The 20,017-nt window shown below is 70.6% G+C and carries 21 protein-coding genes; 12 read left to right on the top strand and 9 right to left on the bottom strand.

Annotated features, from left to right (window positions below; translation table 11 throughout):
* Nucleotide 1: 1 nt before the first annotated feature.
* The 4 genes from ACLII4_RS11940 to ACLII4_RS11925 all read left to right on the top strand — a co-directional run bounded on the left by ACLII4_RS11940 (nt 2) and on the right by ACLII4_RS11925 (nt 2,405).
* Complete coding sequence (locus tag ACLII4_RS11940) at nt 2–559, top strand: DUF4252 domain-containing protein (RefSeq protein WP_412067628.1); 558 nt, start codon at nt 2–4, stop codon at nt 557–559.
* Nucleotides 549–1,157 (top strand): hypothetical protein, encoded by a 609-nt coding sequence (locus tag ACLII4_RS11935; protein ID WP_412067627.1) that lies wholly within the window; start codon nt 549–551, stop codon nt 1,155–1,157. Before ACLII4_RS11940 ends, ACLII4_RS11935 begins: the two co-directional genes overlap by 11 nt.
* Nucleotides 1,154–1,810: a hypothetical protein gene (locus ACLII4_RS11930; RefSeq protein ID WP_412067626.1), complete on the top strand. Its 657-nt coding sequence runs from the start codon at nt 1,154–1,156 to the stop codon at nt 1,808–1,810. The genes ACLII4_RS11935 and ACLII4_RS11930 overlap by 4 nt, the downstream gene beginning before the upstream one ends.
* Before the next feature lie 76 nt (nt 1,811–1,886).
* Nucleotides 1,887–2,405 (top strand): hypothetical protein, encoded by a 519-nt coding sequence (locus tag ACLII4_RS11925; protein ID WP_412067625.1) that lies wholly within the window; start codon nt 1,887–1,889, stop codon nt 2,403–2,405.
* A gap of 119 nt (nt 2,406–2,524) precedes the next feature.
* On the opposite strand, the gene ACLII4_RS11920 is transcribed toward ACLII4_RS11925, so the two are convergent.
* A complete protein-coding gene (locus ACLII4_RS11920; protein WP_412067624.1) occupies nt 2,525–4,510 on the bottom strand; it encodes a thiamine pyrophosphate-dependent enzyme in 1,986 nt (661 codons plus the stop codon).
* Nucleotides 4,511–4,599: 89 nt separating this feature from the next.
* A complete protein-coding gene (locus tag ACLII4_RS11915; RefSeq protein WP_412067623.1) occupies nt 4,600–6,069 on the bottom strand; it encodes a sugar transferase in 1,470 nt (489 codons plus the stop codon).
* A 121-nt stretch (nt 6,070–6,190) separates the two neighbouring features.
* Here ACLII4_RS11915 and ACLII4_RS11910 point away from each other — a divergent pair, with 121 nt between their 5' ends.
* Together ACLII4_RS11910 and ACLII4_RS11905 are read left to right on the top strand one after the other, a co-directional pair.
* On the top strand, nt 6,191–7,825 hold the full coding sequence (locus ACLII4_RS11910) for a capsule assembly Wzi family protein (protein ID WP_412067622.1): 1,635 nt from the start codon (nt 6,191–6,193) through the stop codon (nt 7,823–7,825).
* Complete coding sequence (locus tag ACLII4_RS11905) at nt 7,825–8,808, top strand: phosphatidylglycerol lysyltransferase domain-containing protein (RefSeq protein WP_412067621.1); 984 nt, start codon at nt 7,825–7,827, stop codon at nt 8,806–8,808. Before ACLII4_RS11910 ends, ACLII4_RS11905 begins: the two co-directional genes overlap by 1 nt.
* On the opposite strand, the gene ACLII4_RS11900 is transcribed toward ACLII4_RS11905, so the two are convergent.
* From ACLII4_RS11900 to rsmB, 4 genes are all read right to left on the bottom strand, one after another.
* Nucleotides 8,765–9,532, bottom strand: a complete 768-nt coding sequence (locus ACLII4_RS11900; protein ID WP_412067620.1) for a hypothetical protein — start codon at nt 9,530–9,532, stop codon at nt 8,765–8,767. The genes ACLII4_RS11905 and ACLII4_RS11900 overlap by 44 nt on opposite strands.
* Nucleotides 9,533–9,557: 25 nt before the next feature.
* A complete protein-coding gene (locus ACLII4_RS11895; RefSeq protein ID WP_412067619.1) occupies nt 9,558–10,631 on the bottom strand; it encodes a PorV/PorQ family protein in 1,074 nt (357 codons plus the stop codon).
* A 100-nt stretch (nt 10,632–10,731) separates the two neighbouring features.
* Nucleotides 10,732–11,277, bottom strand: coding sequence for a DinB family protein (locus tag ACLII4_RS11890; RefSeq protein WP_412067618.1), 546 nt, complete (start codon nt 11,275–11,277; stop codon nt 10,732–10,734).
* Nucleotides 11,274–12,572: a 16S rRNA (cytosine(967)-C(5))-methyltransferase RsmB gene (gene rsmB, locus ACLII4_RS11885; RefSeq protein WP_412067617.1), complete on the bottom strand. Its 1,299-nt coding sequence runs from the start codon at nt 12,570–12,572 to the stop codon at nt 11,274–11,276. The genes ACLII4_RS11890 and rsmB overlap by 4 nt, the downstream gene beginning before the upstream one ends.
* Nucleotides 12,573–12,639: 67 nt before the next feature.
* Between rsmB and ACLII4_RS11880 the strand changes: the two genes are divergently transcribed.
* Nucleotides 12,640–12,891: a hypothetical protein gene (locus ACLII4_RS11880; RefSeq protein ID WP_412067616.1), complete on the top strand. Its 252-nt coding sequence runs from the start codon at nt 12,640–12,642 to the stop codon at nt 12,889–12,891.
* Nucleotide 12,892: 1 nt separating this feature from the next.
* On the opposite strand, the gene ACLII4_RS11875 is transcribed toward ACLII4_RS11880, so the two are convergent.
* Entirely contained in the window at nt 12,893–14,545 is a 1,653-nt protein-coding gene (locus ACLII4_RS11875) for a BamA/TamA family outer membrane protein (RefSeq protein WP_412067615.1), read from the bottom strand.
* Between ACLII4_RS11875 and ACLII4_RS11870 the strand changes: the two genes are divergently transcribed.
* The 3 genes from ACLII4_RS11870 to ACLII4_RS11860 all read left to right on the top strand — a co-directional run bounded on the left by ACLII4_RS11870 (nt 14,536) and on the right by ACLII4_RS11860 (nt 16,705).
* Nucleotides 14,536–14,895: a hypothetical protein gene (locus tag ACLII4_RS11870; RefSeq protein WP_412067614.1), complete on the top strand. Its 360-nt coding sequence runs from the start codon at nt 14,536–14,538 to the stop codon at nt 14,893–14,895. The two genes, ACLII4_RS11875 and ACLII4_RS11870, sit on opposite strands and share 10 nt — an antisense overlap.
* 1 nt (nt 14,896) lies before the next feature.
* Complete coding sequence (gene mutY / locus ACLII4_RS11865) at nt 14,897–16,045, top strand: A/G-specific adenine glycosylase (protein ID WP_412067613.1); 1,149 nt, start codon at nt 14,897–14,899, stop codon at nt 16,043–16,045.
* A gap of 66 nt (nt 16,046–16,111) precedes the next feature.
* Nucleotides 16,112–16,705 carry a hypothetical protein gene (locus ACLII4_RS11860; protein WP_412067612.1) on the top strand — a complete coding sequence of 198 codons (594 nt, stop codon included), beginning with the start codon at nt 16,112–16,114 and terminating at the stop codon, nt 16,703–16,705.
* Between the two features lie 4 nt (nt 16,706–16,709).
* Here the strand turns inward: ACLII4_RS11860 and ACLII4_RS11855 are convergent, their stop codons facing one another.
* Both ACLII4_RS11855 and ACLII4_RS11850 read right to left on the bottom strand, forming a co-directional pair.
* Nucleotides 16,710–17,225 (bottom strand): hypothetical protein, encoded by a 516-nt coding sequence (locus ACLII4_RS11855; protein WP_412067611.1) that lies wholly within the window; start codon nt 17,223–17,225, stop codon nt 16,710–16,712.
* Between the two features lie 2 nt (nt 17,226–17,227).
* Nucleotides 17,228–17,710 carry a DUF2085 domain-containing protein gene (locus ACLII4_RS11850; protein WP_412067610.1) on the bottom strand — a complete coding sequence of 161 codons (483 nt, stop codon included), beginning with the start codon at nt 17,708–17,710 and terminating at the stop codon, nt 17,228–17,230.
* Nucleotides 17,711–17,888: 178 nt separating this feature from the next.
* On the opposite strand from ACLII4_RS11850, the gene groES reads away from it, so the two are divergent.
* A complete protein-coding gene (groES, locus tag ACLII4_RS11845; RefSeq protein WP_412067609.1) occupies nt 17,889–18,182 on the top strand; it encodes a co-chaperone GroES in 294 nt (97 codons plus the stop codon).
* Nucleotides 18,183–18,255: 73 nt separating this feature from the next.
* The gene (gene groL / locus ACLII4_RS11840) at nt 18,256–19,893 is read left to right on the top strand and encodes a chaperonin GroEL (RefSeq protein ID WP_412067608.1); all 1,638 of its coding nucleotides are present in this window, start codon (nt 18,256–18,258) and stop codon (nt 19,891–19,893) included.
* Nucleotides 19,894–20,017 lie beyond the last annotated feature (124 nt).

The raw sequence follows: 20,017 nt of genomic DNA, 5'->3' as shown, positions 1-20,017 counted from the left end.
CATGCGCTCACTGATCCTCGCCGCGCTCGCGGCCTTCGCCATTCCCCTGTCGGCTCAGCCCATCTCCGGCGCCGACCTCGACGCCCTGTTCGGGTCGGAGCCCCAGGTCGAGATCAACCTCCAGGGGTCACTCCTTCGGCTTGCCGCTGCCGCTGCGCGGACGGACGAGCCCGAGGCCGCCCTCATGCTCGACGGGCTCCGCCGCGTCACCGTCCGCGTGTACCCCGCCGCCGCGACCGAGCGGTCGCTGGCGATCAATCACTTTTCTGAGGTCGGCCGCCGGTTCGAGGCCGACGGGTGGATGACGCTCGTCCGCGTCCGGTCCATCCCCGGCACCTCCGTCGAGGACGACGGCGATGTCTGGGTCTACGTCCGCGACGCCGGCGACGCCTTCGACGGGATGGCCGTGCTCGCGGTCGACCCCGACGACAACAACGCCGTGTTCGTCCTCATCGACGGCACCATCGACCCGACGCAAGTCGGCGCCCTTAGCCAGCGCTTCGGCCGCGTCGACATCGACGGCGACTGGAACGACGACGATGACGACGATGAACAGTAGCCGCCTCCTGCTCGCCCTCGCCCTCGGGGTGGGACTCACCGGCTGCGTGTCCATCGAGATGGGCCGGGCAAAGCGCCAAGTCGCCTCGGAGATCGAGCGGACCGGCGACGCCACGGTCGGCCGCGGCTTCGCCGTCGCCTTCGGCCGAGGGACCATCGGGTCGTCCCGGTTCGTGTCTCGGCTTTTCGCGCCCAGCGCCACTGAGCCGTACCGACGGATCTCGAGCAACGTCCGCCAGATCAAAGTCGCGCGAGCCCCTATCGAGGGGACCGTCGACGCGCTTGCCCTCCAGCGCCCCTCGTTCCTCGTCGAGTACGAGCGCGTGGGCTGGCTGCCGCTTGTAACCGCTCGAGACTCCTCTCATGCCGTCTGGGTGATGACACGAGAACGCGAGGGCGGCCCCATCACCGACCTGGTGGCCGTCGTCGTCGGCGACGGCGAGCTGATGGTGACGCGGCTCCGCGGGGACCTCTCGGCACTCGTGCTCGACGCCCTCGAGTACGGGTCGGAGAGCGATCTTTTCGGCGACGCGTTCTCCAACGACGGCTTTTTCGGTGGCCCGGACACCGACGACGGCCCCATCGACGCCAGCCCGTGACTGCTCCCGACCTTGGCGCCCTGCTCGCCTCCGCGGCCGCGGTCCCGGGGCTTGCGGTCGGCCTTCTCGCCTCGACCTATCCCGGGCCACTTTCCGACACGGACACGCCGATCGAAGCGACAGCCGCGCTGCACATCGACGGCCCGGCGCCCCTCGCTCGCAGCGAGGAGGTCCGGATGGCGGTGCGGGACGTGCTGCGGCAGGACGGGTACAAGCCAACGGGCCGTGGGAAGCCCTCCTCGGAGTACCTCGTCAAAGCAGCGAAGGGCGGATTCCTAGGGCCCAATAACGCGGCGGTTGATGCGTGCAACGCGGTTTCCCTTCACAGCGGCCTCCCGATCTCGGTGATCGACCTCGACCGTGCCCGCGCTCCACACTCGATCGGCGTCGGCGGGCCGGACGACCGCTACGTGTTCAACGCGAGCGGGCAGGAGATCTCGCTTGCCGGGCTGATGGGGGTTCGCGACGCCGAGGGATTCTGCGCCAACCCGGTCCGTGACAGCCAGCGCACGAAGACGCACGGCGGGACGACGCGGACCCTGTCTGTGGTCTGGGCGCCACGCTCAGCACTTTCTCGGCTTCGGGAGGCGCTGGCGTGGTACACACAACTGGTGTCCGCAAGCGGCGGCGCCGTCGACTCGCGCTCGGCATAATCTGGCCCGGCGCCCCCCCGCCCTTCGCGGTTACGTCCTGTTCGTGCTAGGTTTCGGCTTGCCTCCCTCCTGACTGATGACGACCCGCGCCGCCCTCCTCGCCTTTCTCGCCCTCACCGCCTGCGGAGACGCCTCGGACTCGCCCGGAGCGGTGGATCCCGAGACAGCCACCATCGCGCCTGAGGCTCCGCCAGCCTCGCCGGAAAAGATCTACACGGGCACCCTGGAGGAGGGAGACGACACGCTGGTCTCCGGCGAATTCCTCGACTCCTACGAGGTCATGGCTCGCAGAGGCCAGTGGATCCGTGCCCAGGTCTTGTCTGGCGACTTCGATCCTTACTTCCTGGTTCTGAGTCCGACCGGGGAACAGACGGACATCGACGATTCTGCCGCCGGCAACACGTCGATGACCAAGGCCATTCTCGAGGCGACAGAGGCCGGCGAATGGACCATCGTTGTAACGTCTTTCAGGCCCGGTGAGACCGGGGACTACGAGCTCACCTACGAGGTGAGCGATACGCGCCCGGAAGATGCCGACGAAGGCCAGCAAGTCATTGAGCCCGACAGCTCGGACGTGGCGCCCATCGAAGTCTAGGGGCTGCCATGCCGTTCCGAACGCGGCCTAAGATCGAGGCGGGGCGTTTCCGCCAGGAGCCAGAAGCAGCGTAACGCCAGGGGCCGACCGCGTACCGCGAGGCAGTCCCCCGTCAGAGCCTAGTACGCCAACGTCCGTCGCGCCGCCTCCGCCAGCCGGGCCCGAGCCGAGTAAACGTCGGCTTCGATGGCCTTCGAGAAGGCGATCGGGAGGTCAGCCCCGCCGACTCGTGCAGGCGGGGCGTCGAGCGTGGCGAACGCGGCCTCGGCGACCTCGGCTGCGATCTCGGCGCCGAAGCCTCCTGTCCGGGCCGCCTCATGGAGCACGAGCAGCCGGCCCGTCTTTTTGACGGAGGCGAGGACCGTGACGCGGTCCCACGGCACCAAGGTCCGCAGGTCGATGACCTCGACCGAGGCGCCGCCCAACGTCTCGTCGTCGGCGAGCGCCAGCGCCCACTGGAGGCCGACGCCCCACGTCACGACGGTCAGATCCGAGCCCTTGCGCACGACCGCTGCTTTGCCAATCTCGACGCGGTGAACGCCCGTGGGGACGGGACCCCGGAGCGAGCGGTAGAGGGCCTTGTGCTCGAAGACGAGCACCGGGTTGTCGTCTTCGATGGCCGCCAGCGTCAGCCCCTTCGCGTCGGCCGGCGTCGCCGGGACGACCACCTTGAGCCCGGGCACATGGCAGAACCAGGCCTCGGGGCTCTGGCTATGGAACGGGCCGGCCCCGATGCCCCCGCCGAACGGGGCACGGATGGTCACCGGGACCGGCGCGCCCCACCGATAGTGCGTCGTCGCCAGGTTGTTGGCGATCTGGTTGAAGCCGCAGGTGATGAAGTCTGCGTACTGCATTTCGACGACCGGCCGGAAGCCATCGAGCGCGAGCCCGAGCGCGCACCCGAGCGCCCCGCTCTCGATGATCGGTGTGTTGCGCACGCGGTCGGCGCCGAACTGCTCGACGAACCCAGCCGTCACCTTGAAGACACCGCCGTACTCGGCCACGTCCTGGCCCATCAGCAACACCGAGTCGTCGCCGAGGAAGGCGTCCCGGAGTCCAGCGGTGACGGCGTCGATAAACCGCACGCCGTCTTCGGCGGGGCTTGCGGGGGCCGGCGAGAACGATGCGGGGGCAAACAAGTCGACGTGTTCGGCGGCGTCCGTGGAGGTCACCTCGGGCTGGGTCAGCGCCCACTCGGCGACGGCCTCGATCTCGTCGGCCAGCTCGGCGTCGATGGCGTCGAGAGTCGCCTCTGCGATGCCGGCGTCGAGGAGCCGCTGGCGGTAGCCGGCGATGGGGTCGCGGGCCTCCCACTCGGCGATGAGCGCGTCCGGGACGTACTTGGTGCCCGACGCTTCCTCGTGGCCCCGCACGCGGAACGTCTTCATTTCGAGCAGGGTCGGCCCCTCCCCGGCTCGCGCGCGCGCCGCGGCGTCGCGGACGGCCGAGATCACGGCGTCGACGTCGTTGCCGTCCACGACGACGCCGGGCATCCCGTAGCCCGCCGCCGCGTCCGCGATGTCGGCGACGGGCAGCGCGTCGGCCGTCGGGGTGGACAGCCCGTATCCGTTGTTCTCGACCACAAACACGACGGGCAGCTTCCAGACAGCGGCGAGATTCAGCGCCTCGTGGAAGTCCCCCTCGCGTGTAGCCCCCTCGCCGGTAAAGGCGAGTGCGACGGCATCCTCGCCCCGCAGCGCTGACGCCAGCCCCAGACCGTCTGCGACAGGTAGCATCGCGGCGAGGTGCGAGATCATGCCGACGACTCGGCGCTCGGGCAAGCCAAAGTGGAAGGTCCGGTCGCGGCCCTTGGTGAACCCGCCCTCGCGCCCCATCATCTGGCAGAACAGCGGGCGGAGCGGCACGCCCCGCGTCGTCCACACGCCGAGGTTTCGGTGCATCGGGAGCAGCCAGTCGCGGTCCTCTAGCGCATACGCGCAGCCGACCGCGATGGCCTCCTGGCCGTAGCCGCTGAACCACTTCGAGATCCGGCTCTGGCGGATCAGGCGGAGCATCTTGTCCTCCACCGTGCGGGGCATCTGGAGCGCGCGGTACAGGTCGAGGTCGACGGCCGTGGGGGCGGCGGTTGCGGTCGGGCGGGGCATGGGTCCGGGGAGGGGCCACCGAAGGTACCCGCCCGCGAACCTCCAATCCCCAACCTTGGACGCCGGACCTGCTAACGCCAGCCCTCCGCTCAGTGCCCGCCGCCGGCGAGCGCGGTGCGGATCGTACGGAACAGGATCTTGGTGTCCAGCCCCAGGCTCATCGTCTCGATGTAGAACAGGTCGTACTTGAGCTTCTGGCGGACGTCGTCGAGGTCGGAGTCGTAGCGCCACTTGACCTGGGCGAGCCCGGTAACGCCCGGCTGGATCCGGTGGCGGCGGCTGTACAGCGGGATCCGGTCCACCAGCTTGTCGACGAAGTACGGGCGCTCGGGGCGCGGGCCCACCAGGCTCATCTGGCCGACGAACACGTTCCACATCTGGGGGATCTCGTCGATGCGCAGGCGCCGGAGCCAGCGGCCGATGGGCGTCACGCGGTCGTCGCGCTTCTCCGCCCAGACGGGCCCCGTGTGGCGCTCGGCGTCGTCGACCATGGTCCGGAACTTGAGCATCGTGAACGGCTTGCCGAGCCGCCCTACACGCGTCTGCCGGTAGATCGCCGGGCCCGGCGAGGTCGCCCGGACCAGGCCGGCGACCGCCAGCCAGATCGGTGCGCCGATGAGCAGCACGAGGGCGCTCACGACCACGTCCGCGATGCGCTTGGTGCGCCGCTCCCAGGCGGGCATCGGCTCCGGCAGCACCTCGATCAGCGGCAGGCCATACGTGTGCTCCGTTCGCGCCATCCCCCCGACGGCGGCGTAGAAGTCGGGGACCAGCTTGAGCGTCACCGCCTTGCCGTCGCAGACGCGGAGCACCTCGTCGAGCGTCGCGTGGTCCTCGGAACCGATGGCAATGATGACGTCCTGCACGCCGAGCCGGTCGATCAGGCCGGGCAGTTCGGCGACGGCCGCCTCGGGCGCACCGGCGGCGGTCATTTCGATGGCCCCGTCGGGCAAGGCATCGCCACCGGGGAAGCGCTCCGTGATCGTGACCGGCGCGGGCGTCCCGTCGGCCAGCACGGGCACGTCGGACGGGGCCCGCAGGCGCAGGGCGCCTACGATCTCGATGTTGGCCGCCGGGTACCGCGCGAGGTCGTGGTACAGCGGCTCGACGCGATCGGACCACCCGACCACGACGGCGCGGTGGCGGCCGTAGCCGCGCACCACCAGCGCCCGCTGCACGGCGCGGAGCATGAGTCGTACCCCCCCCACGGCCACAAACTGGGAAAGGGCGTACGACCCGATTGCGGTCCTCACGTCCCCACCCTGCACGCGGTCGATGACGACGCCGAAGAGGAGCGCGAGGCAGCCGAAAGCCACCACCTTGGCGAGCGTCACCAACTCATCGAGACGGCCGCGGGCGTAGCGCTCGGCGTACAGCCCTGAAAACGCAAACAGAAGCACCCAAGCGGCCACCAGTACGGCGCTCGCGATGGAGACCGACCCGACGACGGGTGGAAGCCAGGAAAGGGCAGCCGGGCCCCATACGGCGGCGCTCAGAGCGACGACGGAGGCGAGGGCGTCCCCCAGGGTGAGGGCCAGGATCTCAATGCGACGAGACAAGCGCGGCGGGCGTGGTGCGCGTAACGGAAGGGTCTCGGGCAATGGGGGTGGGGTGACTCCGGGAAGGTAGACGCCTGCCCGGGGGCGCGCAACCGGGTTCGAACGTCGGGTAGATTTGGGCATGGATCGCGTTCTTGGCCTCCTTCTCTTCGCATCGGTGGCGAGCGCGGTGGCCGCGCAGCCTGAGATCGTCCCGGCGGAGCACCGGGTCTACGACTGGCTCGTCACGCAGCGCGTTGCTGGGGCGCTACCCGAGTACCGACACGAAACGCGCCCCATCGACCGACGCGTGGTCCGGCAGCATCTCGATTCGCTGGCGGCCCGCTCGGAACGCCTCGGACCGCCGGGTCGGTTCTGGCTCGACGAGTTCCGCCGCGAGTTCTTCGAGCCGCTCGACCGAGTCCACAGCACGATTGGGGATGGGGAGGCCGGCGTGTTCGATCCAGACGCCGAGCGCACGATCCTCTACGCCCGCGACGACGACTGGCGCGCGAGCGTATGGGCCGAGGGCGTCGTCGAGGGCCGCGACGCCGACGGCACGGCAGGCGGGCTCGCTCGAAGCGCGCGGCTCACCTTCGAGGCCTCCTACCGAGACTGGCTCGGTCTCTACACGAGCACGTTGTCGGGCACCCAGATCACCGGCGACGCCGACGTGCTGGCGGACGACCCGCTGCTCGCGCCGCTGTACTACGTCTCGCGCGACTCGTCGAACATCCGGGGACCGTTCGACCAGACAACGGCCTCCGCGCGCATTGCGACCGGGCCCTTTTCCGCAGAGATCGCGAACGAGCGGCTCGTCTACGGCGCCAGCGCCGAGGCCCCGGTTGTGCTGTCGGCAAACGCCGACTACCTCCCCTTTGTGCGCCTCGGCTTGCGCTCCCGGAGCATCACCCTGGAAGCCGTCCACGCAGCGCTCAGCAGCCGACCCAACGTGATCGATGCCAGCGACTCGCTCTTTTTCGACGCGCCGGAACGGTACCTCGCCCTCCATCGCCTGGAAGTCCAGCCGACGGGCTGGTGGACGTGGGCGTACACGGGCATGGCGGTGTACGGGCGCCGAGGACCGGAGCTGGCGTACCTCAACCCCCTCTTCCCGGTGAAGGCCGCCGAGCACGCGTTGTACGACCGGGACAATACGCTCTTTTCATTGGAGACGACGGTGCGCCCGGTCCCCGGCGTCGAGGCCTACCTCACGTGGCTCGTCGACGACCTCGCCACGGCCACCCTGGGCGACGGCGCGTACGGAAACAAGTGGGCGGTCCAGGCTGGCGCGCGGGCAGCGGTGCCGGGCTCAGGGCTGTCGGCCTTTGCCGAGTACGTGCGGATCGAGCCGTACACGTACACGCACCGGTTCATCGAGGAGGGGGATTTTTTCAACTCGTACGTTCACAACGGATTTGGGCTTGGCCACCCGCTGGGGCCGAACGCCGACCAATGGCTCGCGGGCGTCGAGGCCTGGCTGCCGTTCCGGGCCCGGGCGCGAGTCTCGGGTCGGTACGTCCGGAAGGGCCAGAACCCACGGCTTGGAGACGGCGGCGTCGCTCAGGTCGGCGGGGACGTGCGGGTCGGGACGCCTCCAGTCGACAGTCGCGCGCCGTTCCTGGCGGGCGACGTGTTCCGGGGTCCCGGCCTGCGCGCCTACGTCGAAATCGAGCCCGCGCGTGGCGTCGCCCTTCGCTTCTACGGCGACGCTCAATTCTGGGAGGATCGCCCGAACGACCTGTTTCTCCGCCTCGGACTCGCCGTCCGGCCCTGATGCAGACGTGGAGCTCCGGCATCGCGACCGTCGACTACGTGGAGGTCCGCTCTTGGGGAGCTGTCCGCGTCGCGGCCGGTGGGCCAACGGACGGGGCACGGGCGACGGCCGCGCAATTCGAGCGCGACGCTCACCGGGCCGGTGCGCGGGTCCTGTGGTTCGGGGTCGAGGAACCACACGCCATTGCCCGGGATCGCCCCTCGGTGGTGATCGGCGCCGAGCCGGTGTGGCACGTCGGGGCGTGGGCGCGGGTCAAAGCCGAGAAGGCGTCGGTGCGGGCGCAGATCGCGCGCGCGCGCAACAAAGGCGTCGTCGTGGCTCGGCTCCCTTCGTCTGAAGCCCCCCGTCTAGAGCCCGTGCTGAACGACTGGCTGGCGCGGCGCGGCCTTCCCCCGCTCGCGTTCCTCGCGGACCCGTTCGTGCTCGACGCGCCGGGCGGCCGACAGTTCTGGGCGGCGACCCTCAACGCGGAGTTGCTCGGGTACGCAGCGCTCCGACCCGGCCCAGAGGCGTTCGTGGAGTGGATCATCCGCCGTCGCGATGCCCCGAACGGGACGGCGGCGCTGCTGCTCGACGCGGTCGTCGCCAGCCTCCCCCCGGACGGCACGTTCACACTTGGGCTGGTGCCCCTGTCGACGTTCGCGCCGTTGAGCCGACCGGCGCCCTCCCGGCTCGTCCGCGCCCTGCTCTGGTGGACGCGAGCGCACGCCTCGCGCTTTTATAACTTTGAAGGGCTGGAGCGCTTTAAGGCCAAGTTTGCCCCTGACCGTTGGCGTCCGTTGCACCTCATCACGGATGGCCGGCCGATCACCGCGTTCACCTTCCACGCCGTCGCGGCGGCGTTCGCGGCCGGCTCCCCGACGTGGTTCGTGTCCCGAGCGCTGGCGGCCGCAGTCGCCGACGAAACGCGGACGGCGTCGAGAGCGCTCCGCGAGCGGCTCAATTCGCTCGGAAGCGGAACGTCGCCTGCGTCGTCTGATTGACCTGAAGCGCGTTCGGGGGGAGCGCCTCGGCCCGGCAGCGCGAGATCACCGAGCGGACCGAGGCGTCGAGCGCGCCGTTGCGCGTGACCGGGCGGTCGGCGACGTAGCGGCCGTTCGGCGCGAACGTGACGCGATAGGTCACTTCCCCTTCGACTCCGCTGAACGGGGGGGTGGGACAGTCGTAGGTGCGGTTGCCGAACTGGAAGCCGACCTCCGCGGGCGCGTCGCCCCCGGACCCTCGGCCCGCACCGGTGTCGGCACCTGCGCTCCGGCTGGTGCCTTCCGAGGTGCCGGCACTCGTGCTCGGCTCCGGCTGGCGTGCCGCGCGCGGGTCGGGCTCCGGCCGGGTCGCCCGCGACGGCGGATTCGGACGGGCGGGGGGTGCGTTGTCGGCTTGCGCCGGACGCGGAAGCGGGCGGTCGGGCTTGGGCGGCGTCGGCTGGCGCTCGGGGATCCGCGCCGGCGACGGTGCCGGCGGCGTGGGTCGCTCCTCCTCGGGCTGCTCCATGGCGCGCGACGGCGCCCCGGCCTCCGCGGCCTCGGGCTCCCCGACGATCTCGGGCGGCACGGGCGCGGGTCCAAACTCGACCTCCAGCAACTGCGGCGGCCAGTCGGGGTCGGTGACCTCGGGCGGCGCGGCGAACGCGAGCGCCAACAGCAGCAGCACGACCAGGTGAAGGGTCACGCTCAGAACGATGCCGTCTCGGTCGTCGGAAGGGAGCATGCCTGCAGGCGGGGGACGGCGGAAGTTAGAGGCGGGACGGCGCGCCAGCGCCGAACCGGTACGCTAGAGAGACGCGGTGGGAGAACCCGAGCTCGCTCGCGAGCCCTCCGAAGTCGCCGAACCCGTAGTCGACCGCGAGCGGTCCGAGGTTCACACCGGCTCCCACAGACGGCGTGATCTGCGTGCCGAACCGTTCGCTGGTGGCGATGTCGGCGATGCCCGCGCGGAAGGCCAGGATGTCGCGGTAGGTCAGCTCGCCGCCGAGGCGGGGCCGAAACGAGACGCCGCCTGCGTCGAGCACGTTCGCGCGCTGGCCGTCGAACCCGAGGTCGAGGTCGGCGGCGGCAGTAAAGCCGACGTCGTCGGACAGCGGGATGACCGTCGCCGCGCCGAGCCGCGCGAGCGGGAGCACGATCTCTGTCAGGCCCTCCGGCCGGCTCTCCTCGGGCACGTTCTCGAACCGCGCCTGATCGACCGACCACGACTGGATCATGCCCGTGGCATCCTGCACGTTGACACCCAGCTGCACGCGGCCCAGGTCGAGCTGGGCACCGAGGTCGAGCGAGTAGCCCCAGGCGTCGGCGAAGTCGCCGATGCCGCGACGGACCACCTTGGCGCTGGCCCCGAGCGAGAGCTTGCTCCCGACGCCGCGAGCGTACGAGACGTAGAGCGCGTTGTCGGCCGCCGAAAAGAGCTGGACGTTGTCCGGGTTGATCTGCCCGGTCGCCGGATCGTAGGCGTCGAGCGTGTTCGCAATGTCGTCGACGGCGGACCGGACGAACGAGACGGCGACCGTCGACCGCGACGAGAGCGGATAGGCGACAGCGGCGTAGTCGAACGCGACCGCGCCGTCGAAGCGCTCGGCGTGCATGTAGGCGGCTTCGCCGGAGCGCAGGCCGTTCAGACCGGCCACGTTCCAGTAGCCGGCGGTCACGTCGTTGGCGTGGGCCACGTACGCGCCGCCCATCCCGAGGGCGCGAGCGCCCACCCCGGACGCGAGAAAGTCACCGCCGTACTTGCCGGTGATGGATTGCGCGGACGCCGGAACGGCGACGAGGAGCGCGAGGAGGAGCCACAGACGGGCCTGCACAGAGGTCATGAGCTTGAGAGAAGCGGGGTACCAGCGTGCAGAGGCGACTCGGGGGGCGGGTGGGCAACGGGTCGGAAGGTCGAACATTGCCGCGCGCGCGGCAAGGCACTCACACAGTCCTCTCAGCAACGGCCCGCTCGGCCTGGGCGATGTGCCGTACGGAGTGCACGCCCATGGCCTCGAGAAACGCTCCCAGCGGAAGCCGGAGCAACGTCATGAACGGCGACCGGATCTTGATGCGTGCCAGGTCCAACCCCTCCGCCGCGTCGATGACGGCGAGGTAGCGGTCGATGTCGGCCTCGAACCGCGACACGACGCGTGCCCTGTCGATGTTGGACCGGAGCCCCTCGGTAGCGGGCGGCTTCATCGGCCCGCCCGTCGGGAGCGGCCGTGTCCCAGGCTGCAGGGCGCCGATAAATTTTCGGGAGACGAACCCATAACGGAACGGCGGCGCCCCCGTCGGCCCACCCCGCGCGACGGCCTCCTCCATCACGGGGAGGTAGCCCTTCGCGATCTTGTTGAGGTGCACGAGGCACTCCCCCGCCGACCACGAGTCGCGCGCAGGTTTGGCGTTGAAGGCCTCGTCGTCGAGCCCGTCCAGCAGCGTGCGGAGACGGGCGCGGGCATCGAGATAGGGCGCTTTCAGATCGGTCATGTCAGTCGTCGAAGGCGGACGGCAAAGGCCCCATCGGTCCCATGGACGTGGGGCAGCGCCCGGTAAACGGGGCCGTCGACGAACGGTGCCGGGACGAAGTCGGCGACGGGCTCGACCGTGAAGTCGGGGTGGCCGGCGAGGAAGGTCTCGACGCGGTCGTCGTTCTCCTCCGGCTCGACCGAGCAGGTGGAGTACACGAGGAGCCCGCCGGGCCGGACGTGCCGGGACGCCGCATCGAGCAAGCGGTCTTGGAGGTCCGCCAGCTCGCCGAGTTGCTCCGGGCTCCGACGCCAGCGCAAGTCGGCGCGCTTGGAGAGCACGCCGCTGCCCGAACACGGGGCATCGAGCAACACCCGGTCAAACGGCCCATCAGCCCCCCACGTCGCCAGGTCGCCGACGACGGCGCGGACGAGGCCGGCGCCCTGCCGCTCGGCGGACTGGCGGACCAGGCGCGCTTTCGCCTCGCTCACGTCCAGCGCCACGACCTGGCCCTCGCCCATTCGCAAGGCAGCGTACACGGCCTTGCCGCCTGGGGCGGCGGCGGCGTCCAGCACTCGCTCGCCCGCTTGCGGGTCGAGCACGTGCACCACCAGGCCTGCGGCCACGTCTTGCACCGCGCACACGCCCTCTTCGATCAGCCCGGATCGCAGGATGGGCTGGAGCCGGTCCACCCGGAAAAAGTCGGGCGCCGCCTCCAACCGATCGGCTTCCACGCCAAGCTCCGCGAGCCGGGGCGCCAGCGCTTCGGGGTCGACGGCGCGGACGGTGTAGCCGCCCCGGGCGTTGGTGGCCTCCAGGAACGCACGCGTCGCGTCCTCGCCCCACCGCGCCAGCCAGCGGCGGACGGTCCACGTGGGGTGCGAGTACCGGATGGCAAGGGCGTCGGCGGGGTCCTTGCCCACGGGCTCGGGCAGGCTCCCGAACTGTCGTGCTCGGTCGAGCGCGCGGAGGACACCGTTCGTCACGCCCGCCGCGCCGCGGTGTAGCACCACCTTCGCCGTCTCGACAGCCTCGTTGACGGCTGCGTGGGGAGCGACCTCGCGGACGACCAGATCGTAGGCGCCGATCCGCAGGATCTGGAGCAGCTCGGGGTCGAGGTCGTTGAGCCTGCCGTTGTAAAACTTCCCAATCAGGAAGTCGAGGTACCGCTTTTGCCGCGTCACCCCGGAAACGTAGTCGACGGCGCGCCGCGAGACCTCGGGGCTGCTGGCGCCGTCGGCGAGACGGGCGACGTGGGCGCCGTCGTCTTCGACACGGAGAAGACGCTGGACGGCGAGGACGCGGGCATCGATCATCCCGCAAGCTACCGGCCGAACCGAGCGCTCCGGGCGCCGTTGGCTGGTCTCCCTCTCCCCTTCTACGATGCCCGTCTGCGACACCTGCGGAAACGACTACGACCGCGCGTTCACCGTCACCCTCGCCTCTGGCGAGTCGATGACCTTTGACTCCATCGAGTGCGCCGCGCACCGGATCGCCCCGTCCTGCGCGCACTGCGGGGTTCGCGTGCTCGGGCACGGCCTCGAAGACGGCGAGCGCGTCTTTTGCTGCGACCACTGCGCCGAGCAAGCCGGCGTCGACTGGCTGGCGGACTCAACCGACGACGTCGAGGGCTGAGCTAGAGCCCGACCGCGAGCCCGACGTGGACTTTGCCGCGCCCGACCCCGAGGTCCGGGTTGAGGGCGTACGACACCGTCGCCAGCCCCAGCGCGGTCGTCACGCGCATGCCCGCTCCGTAGCCGAACAGCCCTCGCCGTTCGGCCGGGAATCCCGGAACGGCGGGGCGGTCGAGGCCGCCGGCGTCGACGAACACGAACGCGAAGGAGGCGGCGTCGAATAGGATCCGGTACTCGGCGATGCCCCGGACGTAGCTCCGAGCGAGAAAGGCGTCCTCGTCGTAGCCACGGAAGCGAGCGGCGCCGCCCACGCGCACCAGATCCCCTTCGTCCACGAGCCCGTCGGGGCCGGCGCTCTGCTGCGTCACCGTCGCGTCCACGCCGAGCACGAGGGTCTGGCGAGCGAGAGTCGGGAGGTACCCCCGCGAGGCCAGCGTAAGTCTCCGGCGGCCACCCGGCGTCTCGAAGGCCTCGCTAGCCCGCCTCGCCTGCTCAGCAAAGACGCTCGCCTCGACGCCTCGACGTGTGTTCCGGGCACGGTCGAGACGGCGGACCACGACCCCGAGCCCGACCAGCACATCGTCCGTTCGCCGAATGCGCGGGCGCCCATCCACGAGCCCGGCCCCGAACGTTCCGGGCCGGACCTGCTCGGCGGCCACGCTGGCGACGAGGTCGAGGCCGGGGTCGACCGCGTAGATCAGCAAGCCCGCAAGCCGCTGGCGGGAGAAGGTGGAATCGCGCGCGTCGCCGTCGAAGGCGAGCCCGGCGCCAATCGGTGTGCCGAGCACGAACGGGTCGCTGGCGGCGACGCGGAAGGACGACGCCAGCCCGGGCGTCCGCTCTAGCTCGACCGACAGCGCGCGGCCACCGCCGAAGGGGTTGCGCAGGTCGACCCGGCCCCGTCCGACCACGCTGCCGGAGCCCGTCGCGCCCGGCGGGAGGTAGCCCAGCACCACGTCGACCGCGCCCGGCGGCGCGTCGACGACAGGGATTTGGACCACGAGATCGCCCGCCGCGTCCCGAGCGATGACAGGCTCGCCCACTTCCGTGTACAGCCCGGTCGCGTCGAGGCGCTGGCGGAGCGCGTCGAGGTCGACGGCCGCAAGCGGGGTCGGCTCGGTAAGCCCGGCCCGTCTAGAGGCAAACGCCCGCGCGGGCGACCGCGCTCCGGCAAGCTCGACGCCCACCACCCGACCCGCGGCGCCCTCAGTTACTTGCACCGTCACGTCCACGGCTCGCCCGCCCTCGGCGACTTCCACAGCGGGCACGAGGCGGGCGTCTCCAAATCCAGCCCGGGCGTAGCGCACGGCGGCGACGTCGAGGTCGGCGGAGAGGCCGGCCGCCGAGAACGGCGCTCCCGGCGCCGTGGTCCACTCGAGCGGCACCGACGCCGCCCCGACCACCTCGAACCGCCGGACGACCGCCTGCTCTCCGAGCGTCACAAACGCGGTGTCGGCCCGGGTCGAGTCGACGGTTGCGAACAGGTAGCCCTGCGCCGCGAGCGCGTCGGCGATACGAGCAACCGGGGCCGACAGCCGCAGCGTGGTGTCGGCCGCGACGGCGACCGACTGGGCCGCGCCGGCCGTCGCGAGCGCGAGCACGGCGATGGCAAGGGCTACCTTGCGGCCCGCTTCCCCCGTCGGCTGTGTTCGCATTTCGTCTGGGTCTCGTCGCCCTCCTGCTCGGCCTCGCGCCGGGCGTGTCCGCCCAAACGGGCGAGTCCGCGACGCGGTACCCGCAGGTCCAAGATCGCCCCGCTGCCGACACGCTGCGGTACGCCGTCCGCGCGGGCGAGACGCTGATCGTGGCGCTGCCCGCCCGCCTCGGCGGCACCGCGGTGACCTACGAGGTCGCCGACGCCCCGGCGCTGTCGTGGCTCGTCGACCGCTCGTTCATGTGGCGGACGCTGGCGCGCGAGCGCGGTGCCCTACCGGTCCTCTTGCGGCGGCTGGCGCCGGGACGCGCGCCCGAGACCATCGTCCTGCTGGTTGACATCACGGGGTAGCATGGCGCAGCCGCTCGGAGACGCCCTGGCCGAGGCCGTCACCACCGCCGACCGCGCCGCCTTTTCGGACGCGCTCCCCGCCTGGTTCGACGGCGCGCGACGGGCGATGCCCTGGCGCGAGCCCGGGCCGGACGGCCGCCGCGACCCCTACCGCGTCTGGGTCTCGGAGGTCATGCTCCAGCAGACCCGCGTCGACACCGCGACCCCGTACTTCCGCCGGTTCGTCGCCCGCTTCCCGGACGTGGCCGATCTAGCGGCGGCGCCCATTGACGACGTGCTCAAGCTGTGGGAGGGCCTCGGCTACTACTCGCGTGCCCGGAATCTGCACCGCGCCGCGGGCGTCGTCGTCGCCGACCATGGCGGAAGGATCCCCTCCGACCCCGACGCCTTCCGCGCGCTCCCCGGGGTAGGCCCGTACACAGCCGCCGCCGTCCTGTCGCTGTCGTTCGACACGCCCCTGGCGGTCTTGGACGGGAATGTGATTCGGGTGCTGGCGCGCGTCTTCGCCATCGACGCCGACGCTCGCGCAGGCAGAACGCGGGCGGCCCTCCAGCGGCTCGCGGACGACCTGCTCGACCGGGAGCACCCGGGGCGGTGGAATGAGGCCGTCATGGAGCTTGGCGCGACGTTGTGCACGCCCCGCCAGCCGGCGTGCCCCCGCTGCCCGCTCCGCCCGATCTGCCGCGCAGCCGCCGGCGGCGAGCCGGAAGCGTACCCGGTCGTCTCGAAGCGCAAAGCCGTGCCCCACCACACCATCGCCGCCGGGCTCGTGTTCGACGCCGTCGGACGCGTGCTCATCCAGCGACGACCGGAGGACGCCATGCTCGGGGGGCTGTGGGAGTTTCCCGGTGGAAAAGTCGAGGTCGGGGAGTCGACGGAGGAGGCGTGCGCGCGCGAGGTCGCCGAGGAGTTGGGGATCGCCGTCGAGGTCGGACGGCCTGTCGCCATCGTCGAGCACGCCTACTCTCACTTTCGGATCACGATGCACGCCTTCAGGTGCCGCCATCTTGAGGGCGAACCGGCCACAGAGACCGGCGAGCCGTGGGCGTGGGTCTCCGTCTCCGAGTTGGACGACTACGCGTTCCCGCGAGCGAACCGCCGGGTGATCGAGGCGCTCCGCGACGAGGCCCGCGCCCCTCGACTCCTGTAGTCCAGCGCTGGGCTGCATCTCGACCGGACGCACGGCGTACGTTCATGGCACGCCAGCCCCGGATCTGTGGAAGCGATTCTCGAACTCCTGCCCCTGTTGTTTATCGGGGCGTACTACTTGCTGACGAGCCGCCGCAAGGCGCAAAAACGCAAGCAGGCCGCACAGACTCCGCTGGTCAGCGGGGCCCGTCCTGAAAAGAGCCCCACGCCGTTCGAGGCTTTCCTCGCCAACCTGGAGCAGTCGCTGGCGCAAGCCGGCGGTGTCGAGCCTGAGGACCAGACCGCGCCCCTGGCCGCCCCCGCTCCTGAGCCGATTCTCCCCGCTGCACCCCCGCCCGCGCGGCCAATCCCTGCGCTCGGGTCCGAGTTCGCAGCCCCCACCGGATCGTTCGACGCGCTCGTGCCCGTCGACCACGATGCGCACGGCTTCGGGGCCGAGAACCCGTACTCGGAAGAGCGGTTTGAGAGGGCCCCGGCCTTCGTGGAGCCGGCTCGCGCCTCGGAGGACTTCGACCCGCATGGACTCCGTCGCAAGCGACGGCCCCGGCCGACCCGGACGCGCTGGCGCCAACGGCTGAGCGACCCGGCCGCGGCGCGCGACGCCTTCGTGCTCCAGACGGTCTTCGGCAAGCGCGGCGGCCGCAAAGGCGACCGCCGCTGACCGCCTACATCGGATCGAGCGTGTCGCCCGCAGGGCCGCGCTTGAACACCGACGCGGCCACGGCCCCGGCGATGGCGCCGATCAGCGCCGCGATCACGATGTTGATCAGCGCACCGCCGACGCCCTGCATCATCTCGCCCATCTGCATCGACTGCTCGATCATCTCAGGCTCCAGGCCCTGCGCGATCAGCTGGTCGCGCTGGCGGTCCATGATCTCGGCATCGGAGGGGTAGATGCTCACCATCTGCAACAGCTTGGTGATGGCGAGGCTCACGAGCCCACCTGCCACGATCGCCGCCGCGCCAAGCCCGGCGCCGGTCCCCGCCTGAATGGTCAGGTCGTGCGTGGACGTGTAGTGCCAGACCGCCACCGCAGGGCCTGAGATCGCCGCCAGGCAGCAAAGCACCCCGGTCAGGTACTGAGCTGAGCCGCTTGCGTTGAGAGCGAAGAACCCGATGATGAGTCCGAGGACGGTGTACACAGCGGCGCCGAGCGCGATGGAGGGGACCTTGGGTTGCATGTTCAAGAGGGTGAGAGAGCAGGGGCCCGCGCAGAGCGGGAGGTGAGGAGATTGGCGGCGAGCACCACGCCTGCGACCAGGCCGAACAAGGCGCCCGTCAAAAGCCGAGATGTGGGGGTATTGGCCCACACGCCCGAAGCCCCAAGCGCCCAGTCGAGGGCGGTCGGGAGCACGGCCAGCAACAGCCACCAGCCCTGCGCCTTCGTGGTCAGCGACGCCAGCAGGTGGCGGCCGAGGAGCGGGGCGGCGGCGAGCCCGAGCACGAGGCCACCCAGGATGCCGGAGCACCGGTGGCACAGGGCGACCGGACCGCCCGCGAGGTGGGGCGAGCGGTCAGCCAGCTGGTGACAGACGCTCGCGAAGGCGGCATGCATCACAGCGCCCGCCTCTCCGCCGACCACTGGTGCGGCGACGGCCACCACCGCGAGCCCGGTCGACACGCCGAGCGCGACGACCCATCCGGTCCGTAGGGGAGCGACTTCCATGCCGAAACCTACGGTAGCTGAGCCGCCAAGGATGCGGCTCGCTCACGCTGTCTTAACGGACTGTCCGGGACCCCTGGGCCAGATGCCTGGTAAGACCCTAGCACTCTGACAGGGAGAGTGCTAATCTCTCCCCGGGCGTTCGCGCCCGCTCTTTTCCGACCCACCCTCCCCCCCTACCATGGCTGCATCCATCAAGCCGCTCGGCGACCGCGTCGTCGTCAAGCCCCAGGCCGCTGAGACCCAGACCGCCGGCGGTCTCTACATCCCCGACACCGCCAAGGAGAAGCCGCAGCGCGGCACCGTCCTCGCGGTCGGCCCGGGCAAGGTCGAGAACGGCACCAAGGTCGACATGACCGTCTCCGCCGACGACACCGTGCTCTACGGCAAGTACGCCGGCACCGAGATCCAGCTCGACGGGGACGACGTCCTCATCATGCGCGAGTCCGACATCCTCGGGATCGTCAACTCGTAGCGAGCCGGGCGTCGAGCGGCCTCCGCTCCGCCCACGTCTCTCCCCCCACCCCTCACGCAACTCAACCCAGACTATGTCTAAGCAGATCACATTCGACGCGGACGCCCGCAACCAGCTCAAGGAGGGCGTCGACGCGCTCGCCAACGCCGTCAAGGTGACGCTCGGCCCCAAGGGCCGCAACGTCATCATCGAGAAGAAGTTTGGTGCCCCGACCGTCACCAAGGACGGCGTCACCGTCGCCAAGGAGATCGAGCTCGAGGACAAGATTGCCAACGTCGGCGCGCAGATGGTCAAGGAGGTCGCCTCCAAGACGTCCGACGTCGCCGGTGACGGCACCACGACGGCGACCGTCCTCGCCCAGGCGATCATGACCCAGGGCCTGCGCTCGGTCAACTCGGGCGCCAACCCGATGGACCTCAAGCGCGGCATCGACAAGGCCGTCATCCAGGTCGTCGCCGAGCTCAAGAAGCTCTCGCGCGACGTCGGTGGCAAAGAGGAGATCGCCTCCGTCGGCTCCATCTCGGCCAACAACGACACCGAGATCGGCGACCTCATCGCCGAGGCGATGGAGAAGGTCGGCAAGGACGGCGTCATCACGGTCGACGAGGCCAAGGGCACCGAGACGTCGCTCGACACCGTCGAGGGCATGCAGTTCGACCGCGGCTACCTCTCGCCCTACTTCGTGACCGACCCGGACGCGATGGAGGTCGTGATGGAGAACGCCGTCGTGATGATCCACGACAAGAAGATCTCGGCGATGAAGGACCTCCTCCCCGTTCTCGAGAAGGTGGCCCAGACGGGCTCCCCGCTCCTGATCGTGGCCGAGGACATCGACGGCGAGGCGCTCGCGACGCTCGTGGTCAACAAGCTCCGCGGCACGCTCAAGGTCGCGGCCGTCAAGGCCCCCGGCTTCGGCGACCGCCGCAAGGCCATGCTGGGCGACATCGCCACGCTGACCGGCGGCACGCTCTTGTCCGAGGAGATGGGCTACAAGCTCGAGAACGCGACGCTCGATTCGCTCGGCAAGGTCCAGCGCGTCGTCATCACGAAGGACAGCACGACCCTCGTCGACGGTGCCGGCACGCAGGAGGAGATCACCGGCCGCATCGGCCAGATCCGCAACCAGATCGAGAACACGACCTCGGACTACGACCGTGAGAAGCTCCAGGAGCGGCTCGCCAAGCTGTCCGGCGGCGTCGCCGTTCTCAAGATCGGTGCGGCGACCGAGCCCGAGATGAAGGAGAAGAAGGCCCGCGTCGAGGACGCGCTGCACGCCACGCGCGCGGCCGTCGAGGAGGGCATCGTGCCCGGCGGCGGTGTCGCGCTCGTCCGCGCGCTCTCGGCCCTCGACGGGTTCGAGGTCGAAAACGAGGACCAGCAGATCGGCGTCAAGATCGTGCGCCGCGCGCTCGAGGAGCCGCTCCGCCAGATCGTCAACAACGCCGGGCTCGAGGGCTCGGTCGTGGTCCAGAAGGTGAAGGACGGCGAGGCCGACTACGGCTTCAACGCCCGCACCGAGGAGTACGGCAACCTGCTCGCGATGGGCGTCGTCGACCCGACCAAGGTCACGCGCACGGCGCTGGAGAACGCGGCCTCGGTCGCCGGCCTCTTGCTCACCACGCAGGCCGTCGTCGTCGACAAGCCGGAGGACGGCCCCGCGATGCCCGCCGGCGGCGGCATGGGCGGCATGGGCGGCGGCATGGATTTCTAGGAATCCGGCCATCGGTCGCTGGCGGACTCGCTCCGCCAGGTTGGGCGGCTCCCTTTCAGGGGAGCCGCCCTTTTTTGTGTGCAGGACGTGGATCGTGGCCGTCGGCGCATGGATTGGGCAACCC

This window comes from Rubrivirga aquatilis, from assembly GCF_046845665.1.
GTDB lineage: Bacteria > Bacteroidota > Rhodothermia > Rhodothermales > Rubricoccaceae > Rubrivirga.
This window is presented reverse-complemented; position numbering and strand designations above follow the sequence as displayed.

Bases quoted from the DNA above. Each gene is read 5' to 3' on its own strand.
- groES (WP_412067609.1), top strand. From the start codon at position 17,889: ATGGCTGCATCCATCAAGCCGCTCGGCGACCGCGTCGTCGTCAAGCCC.
- ACLII4_RS11900 (WP_412067620.1), bottom strand. From the start codon at position 9,532: ATGCTCCCTTCCGACGACCGAGACGGCATCGTTCTGAGCGTGACCCTT.
- groL (WP_412067608.1), top strand. From the start codon at position 18,256: ATGTCTAAGCAGATCACATTCGACGCGGACGCCCGCAACCAGCTCAAG.
- ACLII4_RS11875 (WP_412067615.1), bottom strand. From the start codon at position 14,545: ATGCGAACACAGCCGACGGGGGAAGCGGGCCGCAAGGTAGCCCTTGCC.
- ACLII4_RS11895 (WP_412067619.1), bottom strand. From the start codon at position 10,631: ATGACCTCTGTGCAGGCCCGTCTGTGGCTCCTCCTCGCGCTCCTCGTC.
- ACLII4_RS11940 (WP_412067628.1), top strand. From the start codon at position 2: ATGCGCTCACTGATCCTCGCCGCGCTCGCGGCCTTCGCCATTCCCCTG.
- ACLII4_RS11935 (WP_412067627.1), top strand. From the start codon at position 549: ATGAACAGTAGCCGCCTCCTGCTCGCCCTCGCCCTCGGGGTGGGACTC.
- ACLII4_RS11925 (WP_412067625.1), top strand. From the start codon at position 1,887: ATGACGACCCGCGCCGCCCTCCTCGCCTTTCTCGCCCTCACCGCCTGC.
- ACLII4_RS11905 (WP_412067621.1), top strand. From the start codon at position 7,825: ATGCAGACGTGGAGCTCCGGCATCGCGACCGTCGACTACGTGGAGGTC.
- ACLII4_RS11850 (WP_412067610.1), bottom strand. From the start codon at position 17,710: ATGGAAGTCGCTCCCCTACGGACCGGATGGGTCGTCGCGCTCGGCGTG.
- ACLII4_RS11855 (WP_412067611.1), bottom strand. From the start codon at position 17,225: ATGCAACCCAAGGTCCCCTCCATCGCGCTCGGCGCCGCTGTGTACACC.
- ACLII4_RS11880 (WP_412067616.1), top strand. From the start codon at position 12,640: ATGCCCGTCTGCGACACCTGCGGAAACGACTACGACCGCGCGTTCACC.
- ACLII4_RS11920 (WP_412067624.1), bottom strand. From the start codon at position 4,510: ATGCCCCGCCCGACCGCAACCGCCGCCCCCACGGCCGTCGACCTCGAC.
- ACLII4_RS11910 (WP_412067622.1), top strand. From the start codon at position 6,191: ATGGATCGCGTTCTTGGCCTCCTTCTCTTCGCATCGGTGGCGAGCGCG.
- ACLII4_RS11890 (WP_412067618.1), bottom strand. From the start codon at position 11,277: ATGACCGATCTGAAAGCGCCCTATCTCGATGCCCGCGCCCGTCTCCGC.
- rsmB (WP_412067617.1), bottom strand. From the start codon at position 12,572: ATGATCGATGCCCGCGTCCTCGCCGTCCAGCGTCTTCTCCGTGTCGAA.
- mutY (WP_412067613.1), top strand. From the start codon at position 14,897: ATGGCGCAGCCGCTCGGAGACGCCCTGGCCGAGGCCGTCACCACCGCC.